Genomic DNA, 12,746 nt, shown 5'->3' with positions numbered 1-12,746 from the left:
TTAATTTAATTTTCTTCGAATATATCGACAATTTTCTCCAACTTATTGTCATCATATTTACCGGAAGTGGTATAAACCACTTTCCCTGTTTTATCTAAAACGAAGAAATACGGAATATCTCTTTTTTTGAAGTCCAATTCGTCTTTGTATGTTTTTCCTCCATCATAAAAAAGCAAATATGGCCAAAGTTCTTTATCTGTCTTCGATTTTATTTTGTCTTTTGAGCTGCTGCTTGCCAGTTTATTAAATCCTGTAAACATTGGAACAAAATATAAATTCACATCATAATCAACATGCACATCAAAGACATCTGCTTTTGATGCATCTACTTTTCCAATAAACTTATTGTAAATCGGATTAATCCAAGTTTTTAAATCGGGCTCAGCAGCTGTGCTGAACGCAATGCAAAGTAAGGTGTATTTTCCTTTGGTATCAACAGGTAAGTTTACTGCTTTACCATTATAGTCTTCGCATTCCATTGCAGGAAATACTGTGCCAATAACCCCTGCTTTTGGTATAAATGCAATTGAGATTGTCGCAATTGCTAGGATGGATAAAATGATTTTTCTATTCATGTTTTTTATTTTTTTTGAACAATTTTATTTCAAAATAGTAGGGAGTTTTTCTTTCGTTAATTCACTACCTGCAATTTTTAATAGAAATACTGCTTTTCCATTTTCGAAATCGTATTTCATTTCATCTTTTACAACCTGCATCAAAACTTCGTACTCTCCATAAAGCATTGTACTTAATCCGCCTACTTCAACGCGGATATTTTTATTTTGTTTTACACGTTGTATAAAGTCAATTACTTTTTGCTCATAACCATCGGTTAAGGCATACATACTGATTTCAATGGTAGCAATCATTTTATTTGTTGAGTTCTGCAAATACTTTATCTGCCTTGAATTTTTTTGCAGTTTTGCCTTTGCGTATTATTTTTACTTTGATAATCATATCTCCTTGTTTAATAGAATTAACAACATCTTGACCGGTTACAACATGTCCGAATACAGTATGTCTTCCATCTAGCCAAGTTGTTTGTACATGGGTAATAAAAAATTGTGAGCCATTTGTTCCTGGGCCAGCATTCGCCATGGAAAGGATTCCGGGTCCTGTGTGTTTTAAGTCGGGATGTATTTCATCTTTAAATTTATAGCCTGGGCCACCAGTTCCGTTGCCGGCAGGATCTCCACCTTGTATCATAAAGTTTGGGATCACTCGGTGAAATTTTAAACTATCATAGTAGGGAACTCCTTCTTTTTTAGCAGTGTTTTTGATTTTTCCTTCTGCTAAGCCGACAAAATTGGCTACAGTGAGTGGTGTTTTTTCAAATTCTAATGCAAGTAGAATAACACCTTTGTTGGTTGTGATTTCGGCATATAAACCCGGCTCCAATTTTGGTTTTTTATCTTTTTTTGCAAAACCGGCAGTTGCAACAAGTAATAATGTAAATGCTAAAAGTAATTTTTTCATAATCTTCATTTTTTTCTCCCTCAACTTTTTAAGAAGAGGTCATGGTGAGGTTTTTTATCAATTGTAAAAATAGCATAACAAATCTTAAACCAAAAGTTTTGTTAATAAAACGTCACATCATTTTCTGAATAAAATCAAAGCACTTGTTATTTTTGATGAAAATAAAAAAATCCATCTCCCTCTCCTTTTCCAAGGAGAGGGTTGGGGTGAGTTCCGATGAAAGTGTGTATTGCAGAGAAACCAAGTGTAGCAAAAGAAATAGCAGAAATATTGGGCGCTAAACAGCGCAAAGACGGCTATTATGAAGGGAATGGTTATCAGGTAACTTGGAGTTTCGGACACTTATGTGAATTGAAAGAACCACACGAGTATGATTCTGCTTATCGGGAATGGAATTTAAATATGCTTCCCATTCTTCCTCAAAAATTTGGAATAAAAGTAAAAAACGACAAAGGAATTGAAAAACAATTCAATACCATCTCCACACTTTTTGAAAATGCTTCCGAAGTGATTAACTGTGGTGATGCCGGGCAAGAGGGAGAATTGATTCAACGCTGGATATTTTCTAAAGCAAATTGTAAAAAGCCTTTAAAGCGCCTGTGGATTTCTTCCTTGACAGAAGAAGCTATACGTGAAGGGTTTACAAAATTAAAAGAAGGAAAGGAATACGAGAATTTATATTTTGCTGGTTATTCACGTGCTGCTGCTGATTGGTTGTTAGGGATGAATGCGACTCGTTTGTTTACAGTAAAATACGGAAACGGGAAACAAGTGCTTTCAATCGGTCGTGTTCAAACGCCAACCTTGGCAATGATTGTGAGTCGTCAGTTGGAAATAAATGCTTTTAAATCGGCTGTTTTTTTTGAGCTAAAAACAAAATACCGAGAGGTTATTTTTAATGCACAATTGGATCGTTTTCAAGGAGACGAAAAACAGAAAGGTGAAAGTCTTTTAGCGTCCATCAAAGAAACTCCTTTTGAAATTACTTCCGTAGAAATTAAAAAGGGAAAAGAAACTTCTCCTCGTTTGTTTGATTTAACATCCTTGCAAGTGGAATGCAATAAAAAATTTGGTTACTCCGCGGATGATACGTTGAAAATTATTCAGAATTTATACGAGAAAAAATTAGTGACGTATCCTCGTGTTGATACTACTTACTTACCCAATGACATGTATCCGAAGATTCCGGGAATCTTGAACAGTATGGTCAATTATCAAGCCTTAGTAAAACCATTGCTGGGAAGCGAAATTCGAAAGTCTACAAAAGTATTTGACGATAAAAAAGTTACTGACCATCATGCGATTATACCAACCGATGTGAAAGCGCAAGGATTGATGGGGAATGAGGCATTGGTGTATGATACAATTGCCAAAAGATTTCTCTCTGCATTTTATCCGGATTGCGAAGTGTCGAATACAACGGTATTAGGAAAAGTGAAGGAGGTTGAATTTAAAGCCACCGGGAAACAAATTTTGTTTGACGGTTGGAGAACTGTTTACGGAAAAGAATCGGTAGGTGAAGAGGAGGAGGAAAAAACACAAATTCTTCCTGAGTTTGTTCAAGGTGAATCAGGAGCACATGAAGTGTTTTTATCAGAAGGAAAAACATCTCCGCCAAAAGCATATACTGAAGCAACATTGCTGAGAGCGATGGAAACAGCAGGAAAGCAAGTGGAAGATGAAGAGTTGCGCGACTTGATGAAAGACAATGGGATTGGTCGTCCTTCCACGCGTGCTGCAATTATTGAAACGTTGTTTCGCAGAAATTATATCAAGCGCGAACGAAAAAATATTGTTCCAACCATCACAGGAATGGAATTGATTCGTGTGATTAACAATGAAATTTTGAAGTCGGCTGAGATGACGGGTAAGTGGGAGTTTAAATTGCGTCAGATTGAAAAAGGAGAATACCAAGCAGAAGCATTTTTAACAGAAATGAAACAAATGGTGAGCGATTTGGTGGTGCAAGTAAGAAGTGAATCTGCACAACGTATTACCATTGCATCACATGCCGCTGTGTTGGAGAAGGATGAAAAAATTGAATGTCCGAAATGTAAATCCGGCACGATGTTAAAAGGGAAGACCGCTTTTGGTTGCAGTAACTATAAAAATGGTTGCGACATGAAAGTGCCTTTTGAGTTGATGGGAAAAAAATTAACAGAAGCGCAAATAAAATCGCTTTTGGAAAAGAAGAAAACAGCAGTGATAAAAGGCTTCACCGCTGGGGGCATAAAAAAAGATGGAATATTAAAACTGACAGATTCTTTTAATGTAGAATTCGAAGAAGCACAAGCTAAAGTACCCAAAGCTAAAAAGGCTACTGTTGCTGAAACGAAGCCTGGTATTTGTCCGAAGTGCAAAAAGGGGACATTGCTTAAAGGCAAAGCAGCTTATGGTTGTAGTGAATATAAAACGGGTTGCGATTTTCGTTTACCATTTGATTCAATATTCACACAAAATTAAGTTTGTGAACAAAAAACTCGAAGCGAAATGACTTGGCGCGTTTTGTTTTTATCTTACCAATTCCACAAATCCTTTCTCTTCAAATTCCTTGCTGTGGCAGTTGGTTTTCCCGGTTACAATCCAAAAATAAACACCAGCATCTGCTTTTTATTTTTGATAGTTATTCCATTCCACCCTTTTTCTGATGAATTTGTTTCAAAAACTTTTTTACCCCAACGATCGAAAATTTGAAGATGATACTCTTCATAATAATTCACTCCAGCAGAATTGGTCAGTTCAACGAAAGGGAAAAACAAATCGTTATTTGCATCATTGTTTGGGCTAAATACATTTGTCGGAGTTGTAGCAAATAAGAATGGGAATACGGTGCTATCAATATTCGTGGTAAGATATCTACATCCATTTAGCCACCACATTACAAGATATGTATTAAGCATGCTTACATTTCCGGTAAAGTTGTTTTGTGTTGCCCCAGGTATATTGATGCCTGGTAAAGTCATCCAATTGTAAGGTTCTTGAGTAGTTCCTCCTATTGTTATATTGGCTGTTGTTTCGCCTTTGCAATAACTTGTAATCATTCTTAAGGTGTCAACAATTGGATCCATGTCAACAAAGAAGGATGCTAATGCAGAACAAGAACCACTCGTAACGGTAACAGAATATGTTCCTGAAGTTACGGGTGAAAGTGTACTTGTATTCACAACTGGGAGTACTGACCAAGTATAGGAATAAGAGCCTCCTATCCCACCAGAAGGAATTGCAGTTATAGAGCCATTTGATCCACCATAACATGCATTCACTGTTGTTCCATTAATAATTAATGGAGAATAATTTTCAATTGTGTCAACCAAAGTAATTACACACATGTTACTATCAGTCACAGTTACTGTATATGTTCCTGGTGGTAAATTTGTGTTTGTGTTTGTTGTGTTAAGCGGAAAACCTGTCCACGAATAAGTGTAAGGAGGATTGCTTCCTCCTGATGCAGTTACAGTGATTATTCCTGAGTTTGGAACAGCACAATTAAAAGAAGACGTAGAGCTGGCAATAAAAGGTGGTGGCTCTGTAAGTGTATGTGTAAAAGGTTGAACGCATCCACTAGCATCGGTTACAGTTCCAGCAAAATTCCCCGCTGTAACACCAAATATAGTTGTTCCCGTTGAAACAGGTGTTGTCCAATTCACTCCGTATGGAGGAGAACCTCCCGATAAAATAATTGATAAAGTTGTTGTGTCGCTGTTGCAATTGATTGCGCCACCAAAAGAAATATTTACTCCTGAAGCAGTGTCAACAACCAAAGCGGGATACGTATTCGTACATCCAGCGCTGTCTGTAATTGTTAAAGTGTATGTCCCAGGAGATAATCCAGTAACTGTATTTGTTGTGTCGCCTGGACCCGTTGACCAACTATAAGTGTATGGCAAAACCCCGCCAGTTGGAGTAACGGTAATTGCACCATTATTGACTAAGCCAACACAACCTTCAGTAATGAATGGCGTAGAAAAAAATGCACCACCTGTTGCCCCAATTGTAACTGTATCAGTTAAAGTTTCAGAAAAACATGAACTTTCAGTTATTGTAACGATATACGTTCCTGGAGGAACACCAGTAATGGTTGTTCCATATTGAGGAGGAGAAGTATTCCAAACAATGTTGTAAGGAGGACTTCCACCTGTAACAGTCGCTGTTGCAGAACCAGGCGATATGCAGGTGGCATCGGTTGTTGTTGTGGTTAGCCCCAAGGTGCCACCACTTGTACAATTAATGAGTCCAGTTGGGGTTAGTGTTGTAGCAAACCCTAAACCGCAAACATATAATTCGCCACTGTTGTTTAATACAACATCGGTTATAACACCCGACATAGGATATGAATTTATCAATGTCAATGTAGCATCATATTGATGAACAGTATCGTTATCTGCCAAAAATAAATTTCCGCAATCATCTGCTGAAAGACCTCCCCAAAATACTTTCATAGAATCACCACCAGGAGGAAAGCTAATTCGTTTGTAAACCAATAAATTTCCAGTTGGACCATCCCATTTTTTTAATACATAACTATCATATGAATACACAATGGTGTTAGAAGTTGTTAATCCATTATATCCGTTTGCATTGAAAAGACTTCCTCCATAGAACATATTGGATGCGCCTTCAAAAAGTGCATAATTAGTACTTACGTTATAAGTTGTGGGCATTAGAGTTGGTAGTGGAAGTTTAACTAATTGGTTTTCAAATATTCCATCTGAAATACCTGCTTTGTTTGTTATTTGATAACAATTACCATAGTTGTCGAGTGCGAGCATATTTACATCATGGCCTGCATTTAATGTTGGAACATATTGTACCATTGATAGACTAGTTAAATTAGTATCTAAATAGCAAGTTTGATAAGTGGGACTCGTTATTCCTCCTCCAGCAATTACAGCTTGTTGATTACATCTGCTAAATGATATTCTCCACATTTCTGAAAACAATGCATGTCCGCTATACACGGCCATGACAAGAGCGCTTGAGTTCATTTTTACAACTTGAGCGCCACTTGATCTAAAACCTTGCACAACATAAATGCTGTTTGAACTTCTGTCAACAGCAAAATCACCATAGTCGTATCCCGAATTAAATAATGTAGCTGTATAGGTCCAAACCAATACACCGCTTGGATTGTATTTCAACAAAATGGGATTTCCTGCAAATATTCCACCGTGCACATAAACATTTCCTGCATTGTCGTAGTCAATATCATATGCGTCATTTGAGCTGGCAAAGACAGGAGTCACGGTCCATGGATCAATTACAATTGTTTCACTTTTGTTGCTGTTGTCAATTTTAAATCCGATTTGATTACCCGACAAAGTGAATTTACTTTTTATGAATGATTTTGTTTTGGCTGAAAAAGAAATGGGTTTATGATCTATAATTTTTCCAATAGGGGAGTTTATTTCTAAGTTATGTTTTATGATTTTTGCTTTGGAGTTTTCTGGTAAAAGCATTTTTACTCTTTCAACATCAGCTCCTGGATGAAGATATATGCTGTATTTAATTCCACTCGAATCTTTTGGAAATTCAAAAACAATATCCGTAAAAGGATAGATGTCCCGGTAAGTTAGTTTAGTAAAGGCATTCGCTATGATTGTTCCTTTTTTGCCTTCACTTTTAAGATCAGAATATGAGTAGTAATTGCTTACTCTGTTTTCAGCAATAATCATTGAATTAGGATTAATGTCAATAAACTTTAATTCATAAAATAATTCATTAATTTGTTGTTGAAGCTCTTTTTTTTCTTTTTCCTCAGTGGTTATGTCTTTTCCTGTTCCGGATTTTTCTTGTGTGTTTTTTTTGATTCGCTCTATTTTTATGATTGTATACCCACTGTTGGTAAAACAAAATTCTACCCCATCTATATGGGCAGAGAAACGAACCAGTTCGTTGTTAGGGAGTTTTTTGTCGTCAAACTGGCTTTTGTTTTCAATAAAATTCTTTTGTTCAAACAAGTGTTTGTTTGTCCATTTGGTTTGTCCTAAAGCATTGGTAATGCTAAAAAAAAGTAGAATGGAAGTGACGGCTTTTAACATCTTGTTGTATGTTTTAACGAATATAAAACATTTGAGCTGATAATGAAGTTTATTGGCTTTAAATACTTCATAAAAATGGTATTCAGGCATTTTTTTTAGATTTGTTCAGCTTTTTAATGAATTCAACATGATTTATGGTTCAATCTCAGCAAATTTTAATTATAGGAACCGTTTGGCCTGAGCCAAATTCTTCTGCGGCAGGTAGTCGAACGTTGCAATTAATCGAATTGTTTCAAAAACAAAATTATAAAATCACGTTCGCTTCAGCTTCAAGTGATAGTGAATATGCTTTTGATGTTCAAACGTTGGGAATAGAAAAAGTGAAAATCGAGTTGAATAACAAAAGTTTTGATGAGTTTATTTTGAAACTACATCCAAGCATTGTGATTTTTGATCGATTTATGATTGAAGAACAATTTGGTTGGCGGGTAGCAGAAAATGCTCCAGATGCCCTGAGAGTTTTAGATACGATTGATTTACATTGTCTCCGCCAAGCCCGCCAATTGGCATTCAAAGAAAAACGACCATTTACCACTGAAGATTTGTTTTCCGATACAGCCAAGCGCGAAATTGCTAGTATTCTTCGTTCTGACACTTCGTTGATTATTTCCGATTTCGAAATGAAACTCTTGCAAGATTATTTTAAAGTTGATCTTTCGCTTTTACATTATGTTCCTTTTTTGTTAAATAAAATTGATGAGGTGACACAAAAAAAGTGGCCGTTGTTTGAAGAAAGAAATCATTTTATCACCATCGGAAATTTTATTCACGAACCCAATTGGAATGCAGTTCAATATCTAAAAGAAGAAATTTGGCCGTTGATACGAAAGCAGTTGCCAGGAGCTCAGTTAAATGTTTACGGTGCATACGCTTCTCAAAAGGTAAATGAATTAAATAATGTAAAAGAAGGCTTCATGATTAAAGGCAGAGCAGAAGATGCAATGCAGGTAGTGAAAGAAGCAAAGGTGTGTTTGGCTCCTTTACGATTCGGTGCAGGAATAAAAGGGAAATTAGTAGAAGCGATGCAGTGCGGAACGCCAAGTGTAACAACGGAAATTGGAGCAGAAGGAATGCATGGGTCTTTTGAATGGAACGGAATCGTTGCAAATACCCCACAAGAATTTGCGGCTGCAGCAGTGAAATTATATACAGAGAAAGCGCTTTGGCAGAAATCTCAGGACAATGGAATTAAAATCATCAATAATTTTTATTCAAAAGAATTTCACGGAGCGAAATTGATTGAACAAATACTATTTCTGCAAAAAAATCTCCAACAGCATCGGTTGAAAAATTTCACTGGAGCCATGTTGATGCATCATACTTTAGGTAGTACAAAGTACATGTCGAAGTGGATTGAGGAGAAAGGGAAGAAAAAACTAAGTAACTAAGGGATAAAGTAATAAAGTAATAAAGAAAGGTGTTAGTAAGTATCCTTAACTGTTTCTAGTAAATCACTTTCAAAAATGCTTTGCGGAGATATTACAATTTCTTCGGATGGAATGTTGTCTCCGTAGCGTTCTTTTAAAATGGCTTGTACTTCTTTGCTGGATAAATCAAACTCTTTCAGCTTTTGCAATTTCCCAATTTCAATGTTCGCCCCTTGTTTGTATATTTTCCAAACCAATTCGGAGCAATAGATTTTATCATCACTCCATCCGAAATAGATGTCATAACTTTTTCCTTTGTACTTTTCTCCGCTAGCTTTTACTTTCGAAAAGATGGCAGGTGTTAATGAAGTAGCTGCATCTTTTAGTCGCTTTACAACATATTTAGAATCTTTTCCATGTTGTATCCATTCGCTGAATGGTGTGAGCTTAACCGGACCTACAGCTTCGTAAACATATACTTTACTATTTTCAATATAAATGACTCCACAATGGCTATATATGGAACGAGTCGCAATTCGCACAGCCGTGCACTGCTTTGATTGTGAGGTTTGAAAAATGATATCTCCGTTTTGAAAACTACTTGTTTTCTCTGTGAAACTGCAGGCAATAAAAATGGAGATGCAAAAAATTACAATAGTAACGGAAACCAGATGAAGGTATCTCTTTTGCATGAGTTGAAGGGATTAAGAAATTAGTTTTGAAACGATTATCGGATGCTCGAATTCAAGCGATTGGTAAAGTCGTTACCAAAGCCTCCGAAACTATCAAACATCATCGGATTGGTTTGTGCTCCGAATCCATTATTGATGTATGGACTGTTCCCTTGAGATACAACTGTCCTGAAGCTTAATGTACTGTTTTTAGAAACTTTGTAATCCATTCCAACTGAAACTGCTTTGAAGTTGTTTTGTCGGTTTGCCATGTTGTTGGCATCGTAAATTACCGCTCCGGAAACAGCAACACGTTTGTTTAATTGATATTGTCCTTCTACAAATAACAAATTGCCAGTCCGTGCTTTATTGTTGGTGTTAAACAACGCTTCATTCTGATTAATGGGCATAAAGGTGTTGCCGGTTATTGAATAATGCATCAACCCTACATTTAATTTGAAGCGATTGGTTAATTGGTAGCCAATTTTAGGTGCAATAAATGTTGTGAAGGCCGTGTTTTTTGAAGCGCCTAGAAAGCTAACTCCAGCTCCTGCTGAAATAGAGGCTGATACCCTATCTTTTGATAATAGCTTGGGTTTTGACGGATTGAAATAATCGTCAGTTGTGCTTTGTGCTTGGATAAAAGCCGCACTAAATAAAAACAATGTAAAGGTTATTAACTTTCTCATGTTAGCTTATTCGTTTCCCAAAGTTAATCAAAAATCGTTTTAAAAAATATATTTGTGAAAGTTTAACATCAACAGATTCGTAATTCGTTAAAATTCGTAATTCGTAGCACCATGAAGATATTTGTTAAAAACCTAGATAGAGATATCAATGAAATGCAATTGGAAGGTTTATTTGCCCAGTTTGGAGAAGTAGTTTCCACTAAAATTGTGTATGATACCATTACCTGGGAATCAAAAGGATTTGCCTTCTTGGAAATGGCTAAAAAAGCGGATGGTCAGAAAGCAATCGAAGCCTTGAATGGGAAAGAAGTAAAAGGACGTGAGTTAATTGTTCAGGAAGCGGAAGAAAGAAGAAGATAAAATAGTTGCCCATGAGCCAATTAAAGTTTGTTTTTCTTTTTTTTATTTCGCTGTTGCTTTGTTGCGCTTCCGAAACAGGAGATCAGGCGCGAGAAAAAGAATTTGCTGCGTCAAATGATAGTATCTTAAAAGTTCGAAAGGAGATTCGTGCCAGCGAAAAAGCGCAACGCCTGGATACTTTGTTTAAAAATAAAGCCAAATTAGCAGGTTTTAATGGTTGTGTATTGGTGGCGCAAAAAGGACAGGTGATTTATAAAAACAGTTTTGGTTTCGCCAATTTAAAAACAAAAGATTCACTTCAAATTAATTCCGCTTTTCAATTAGCTTCTGTTTCCAAAACATTTACAGCAACCGCCATCTTAATGTTGATGGATCAGGGGAAACTTTCATTGAAAGACAATGTACAAAAGTATTTTCCGAAATTTCCCTATAGTGGAATAACAATTGATTTATTGCTATCACATCGTTCGGGGTTGTTTAATTACATTTATTGCTGTGAAAAATTTTGTGAGAAACCCAATAAATACAATAAAGGTGTTTTTGATAATGCTGCAATGATGGAAATTATTACCAACAACAAATGTGATGTGTATGCGCAACCCAATAAAAAATTTGAATATTCGAATACTAACTACGCTATTCTTGCTTGTATCGTTGAAAAAGTATCCGGACAAAGTTTTGCGGATTATGTAGAACAAAATGTATTTAAACCGTTGGGTATGGATCATTCCTGGGTACACAATCCAAAAGGAACAATAGCGCATAAGAACAAAACGATGGGACATAAAGCGTCTGGTTATTTTGAGGATGAAACCTATGCAGATGATGTAGTAGGCGACAAAGGGATTTATTCCACCGTAGAAGATATGTTGAAATGGGATCAATCGTTTTATGGTGAAACCTTACTTAAGAAAGAAACGAAAGATTTGGCATTTACCGGCTACAGCAATGAGCATAAAGGGAAACGCAATTATGGTTATGGTTGGCGGTTAACCGATGATGGTAAAAATCCGAAAATCATCTATCACAACGGGTGGTGGCATGGCTATAATACCTTGTTTTTTAGAAGACCAGCGGATCAAACAACGGTAATTGTTTTAGGGAATAAGTACAACCGCAGCACCTATCAAATCCAAGGTGTTTTAGAAATTCTCAACGCGAATTCTAGCGCAGTAGAGATGGAAGAATAATTTTTCAATCTTCATTTTTCTAATCTATCCCTATTTCACCTATCTTTGCAGAAAATTTAAAACAATTCAGATGAAAAAAATCGTTTATTTATTAGCCTTTTTACCTTTTGTGGTTACTTCTTGTGGTGGTGGCGGCAAAGATGGGGTATTGTCTGCTGAAGATAGTTTGACAGCTATTTCCGGTGGTCAAGCTGTTCGTATCGACAGACAGGACTCCAGTATTCAATCGTTTATCCGTGGATTTAATGAAATTCAGGATAATTTAGATGAGATTAAGAGAAAAGAAAAAATTGTTTCTGAAAACAGTAAAGATCCTGAAGTTCGCAAAACAAAGGAGCAACAAATTGTGGATGATATCCAATCGATTTATGATATCATGAACAAGAACAAACAACGCATTGCTTCTTTAAAATCGAAATTGAAAGATTCGAACCAGAAAAATGATGAGTTGGAGAAATTTATTGCTCGTTTAACAACTGAAATCGAAGAGAAAGATGCTCAAATCAATGATTTGAAAGGTCAATTGGAGCGTATGAATGTTGAGATGACAGCTTTGAACTTAAATTACGAAGAAGCAACGCATGAGTCAGCGGTTAAAACGGAAAAATTAAATACTGCTTATTATGCCTTTGGAACATCAAAAGAATTGATTAAGAATAATGTGTTGACCAAAGAAGGTGGTTTTATCGGAATGGGTAAAACAGCGAAAATGAAGGAAGATTTCAATAAGGGATATTTTACAAAAGTGGATATTTCTGTTGTTTCTGAAATCGTTTTAGGTGCTAAAAAAGCAAAAATTATCACAACTCATCCTGCTGGTTCTTATAAAATTGAAGGCGCTGATGGGAAAGCAGAAAAGATTGTGATTACCAATGCCGAAGATTTTTGGAGTGCTTCCAAATATTTGGTAGTTGTAGTTGAATAAAAAAAATCGAATTATAATAAACACCGTCAT

The 12,746-nt window shown here is 36.1% G+C and carries 11 protein-coding genes; 5 read left to right on the top strand and 6 right to left on the bottom strand.

The features are described from left to right. Window positions 1-5: 5 nt before the first annotated feature. Genes IPP64_12460 through IPP64_12450 form a run of 3 tightly spaced genes read right to left on the bottom strand, consistent with a single transcriptional unit; the run spans window position 6 to window position 1,398 of the window. The gene (locus tag IPP64_12460) at window positions 6-575 is read right to left on the bottom strand and encodes a hypothetical protein (GenBank protein MBL0330200.1); all 570 of its coding nucleotides are present in this window, start codon (window positions 573-575) and stop codon (window positions 6-8) included. A gap of 24 nt (window positions 576-599) precedes the next feature. Continuing rightward, window positions 600-869, bottom strand: coding sequence for a hypothetical protein (locus IPP64_12455; protein MBL0330199.1), 270 nt, complete (start codon window positions 867-869; stop codon window positions 600-602). 1 nt (window position 870) lies between these two features. After that, complete coding sequence (locus IPP64_12450) at window positions 871-1,398, bottom strand: peptidylprolyl isomerase (GenBank protein MBL0330198.1); 528 nt, start codon at window positions 1,396-1,398, stop codon at window positions 871-873. Between the two features lie 294 nt (window positions 1,399-1,692). Between IPP64_12450 and IPP64_12445 the strand changes: the two genes are divergently transcribed. Then, entirely contained in the window at window positions 1,693-3,939 is a 2,247-nt protein-coding gene (locus IPP64_12445) for a DNA topoisomerase 3 (GenBank protein ID MBL0330197.1), read from the top strand. A 113-nt stretch (window positions 3,940-4,052) separates the two neighbouring features. Here IPP64_12445 and IPP64_12440 read toward each other — a convergent pair whose 3' ends face one another. Continuing rightward, on the bottom strand, window positions 4,053-7,514 hold the full coding sequence (locus IPP64_12440) for a gliding motility-associated C-terminal domain-containing protein (protein ID MBL0330196.1): 3,462 nt from the start codon (window positions 7,512-7,514) through the stop codon (window positions 4,053-4,055). Between the two features lie 134 nt (window positions 7,515-7,648). On the opposite strand from IPP64_12440, the gene IPP64_12435 reads away from it, so the two are divergent. Beyond that, complete coding sequence (locus tag IPP64_12435) at window positions 7,649-8,902, top strand: glycosyltransferase family 4 protein (GenBank protein MBL0330195.1); 1,254 nt, start codon at window positions 7,649-7,651, stop codon at window positions 8,900-8,902. Window positions 8,903-8,934: 32 nt separating this feature from the next. Here the strand turns inward: IPP64_12435 and IPP64_12430 are convergent, their stop codons facing one another. Together IPP64_12430 and IPP64_12425 are read right to left on the bottom strand one after the other, a co-directional pair. Further along, complete coding sequence (locus tag IPP64_12430) at window positions 8,935-9,573, bottom strand: YiiX family permuted papain-like enzyme (GenBank protein ID MBL0330194.1); 639 nt, start codon at window positions 9,571-9,573, stop codon at window positions 8,935-8,937. Between the two features lie 35 nt (window positions 9,574-9,608). After that, complete coding sequence (locus IPP64_12425; protein ID MBL0330193.1) at window positions 9,609-10,241, bottom strand: TonB-dependent receptor; 633 nt, start codon at window positions 10,239-10,241, stop codon at window positions 9,609-9,611. A 111-nt stretch (window positions 10,242-10,352) separates the two neighbouring features. On the opposite strand from IPP64_12425, the gene IPP64_12420 reads away from it, so the two are divergent. From IPP64_12420 to IPP64_12410, 3 genes are all read left to right on the top strand, one after another. Further along, the gene (locus IPP64_12420) at window positions 10,353-10,601 is read left to right on the top strand and encodes an RNA-binding protein (protein ID MBL0330192.1); all 249 of its coding nucleotides are present in this window, start codon (window positions 10,353-10,355) and stop codon (window positions 10,599-10,601) included. 11 nt (window positions 10,602-10,612) lie between these two features. Next, window positions 10,613-11,791, top strand: coding sequence for a beta-lactamase family protein (locus IPP64_12415; protein ID MBL0330191.1), 1,179 nt, complete (start codon window positions 10,613-10,615; stop codon window positions 11,789-11,791). Window positions 11,792-11,861: 70 nt separating this feature from the next. Further along, window positions 11,862-12,716 carry a hypothetical protein gene (locus IPP64_12410; protein ID MBL0330190.1) on the top strand — a complete coding sequence of 285 codons (855 nt, stop codon included), beginning with the start codon at window positions 11,862-11,864 and terminating at the stop codon, window positions 12,714-12,716. The last annotated feature ends 30 nt before the right edge of the window (window positions 12,717-12,746 follow it).

The organism is Bacteroidota bacterium, from assembly GCA_016722565.1.
GTDB lineage: Bacteria > Bacteroidota > Bacteroidia > 2-12-FULL-35-15 > 2-12-FULL-35-15 > 2-12-FULL-35-15.
The sequence above is the reverse complement of the archived record's forward strand: the minus strand, read 5'-3'. Positions and strand labels throughout refer to the sequence as shown.

What these genes read in the sequence shown, in the direction of transcription:
- IPP64_12410 (MBL0330190.1), top strand. Translation starts at nt 11,862, where the DNA reads ATGAAAAAAATCGTTTATTTATTAGCCTTTTTACCTTTTGTGGTTACT.
- IPP64_12460 (MBL0330200.1), bottom strand. Translation starts at nt 575, where the DNA reads ATGAATAGAAAAATCATTTTATCCATCCTAGCAATTGCGACAATCTCA.
- IPP64_12425 (MBL0330193.1), bottom strand. Translation starts at nt 10,241, where the DNA reads ATGAGAAAGTTAATAACCTTTACATTGTTTTTATTTAGTGCGGCTTTT.
- IPP64_12455 (MBL0330199.1), bottom strand. Translation starts at nt 869, where the DNA reads ATGATTGCTACCATTGAAATCAGTATGTATGCCTTAACCGATGGTTAT.
- IPP64_12440 (MBL0330196.1), bottom strand. Translation starts at nt 7,514, where the DNA reads ATGTTAAAAGCCGTCACTTCCATTCTACTTTTTTTTAGCATTACCAAT.
- IPP64_12415 (MBL0330191.1), top strand. Translation starts at nt 10,613, where the DNA reads ATGAGCCAATTAAAGTTTGTTTTTCTTTTTTTTATTTCGCTGTTGCTT.
- IPP64_12430 (MBL0330194.1), bottom strand. Translation starts at nt 9,573, where the DNA reads ATGCAAAAGAGATACCTTCATCTGGTTTCCGTTACTATTGTAATTTTT.
- IPP64_12420 (MBL0330192.1), top strand. Translation starts at nt 10,353, where the DNA reads ATGAAGATATTTGTTAAAAACCTAGATAGAGATATCAATGAAATGCAA.
- IPP64_12435 (MBL0330195.1), top strand. Translation starts at nt 7,649, where the DNA reads ATGGTTCAATCTCAGCAAATTTTAATTATAGGAACCGTTTGGCCTGAG.
- IPP64_12445 (MBL0330197.1), top strand. Translation starts at nt 1,693, where the DNA reads ATGAAAGTGTGTATTGCAGAGAAACCAAGTGTAGCAAAAGAAATAGCA.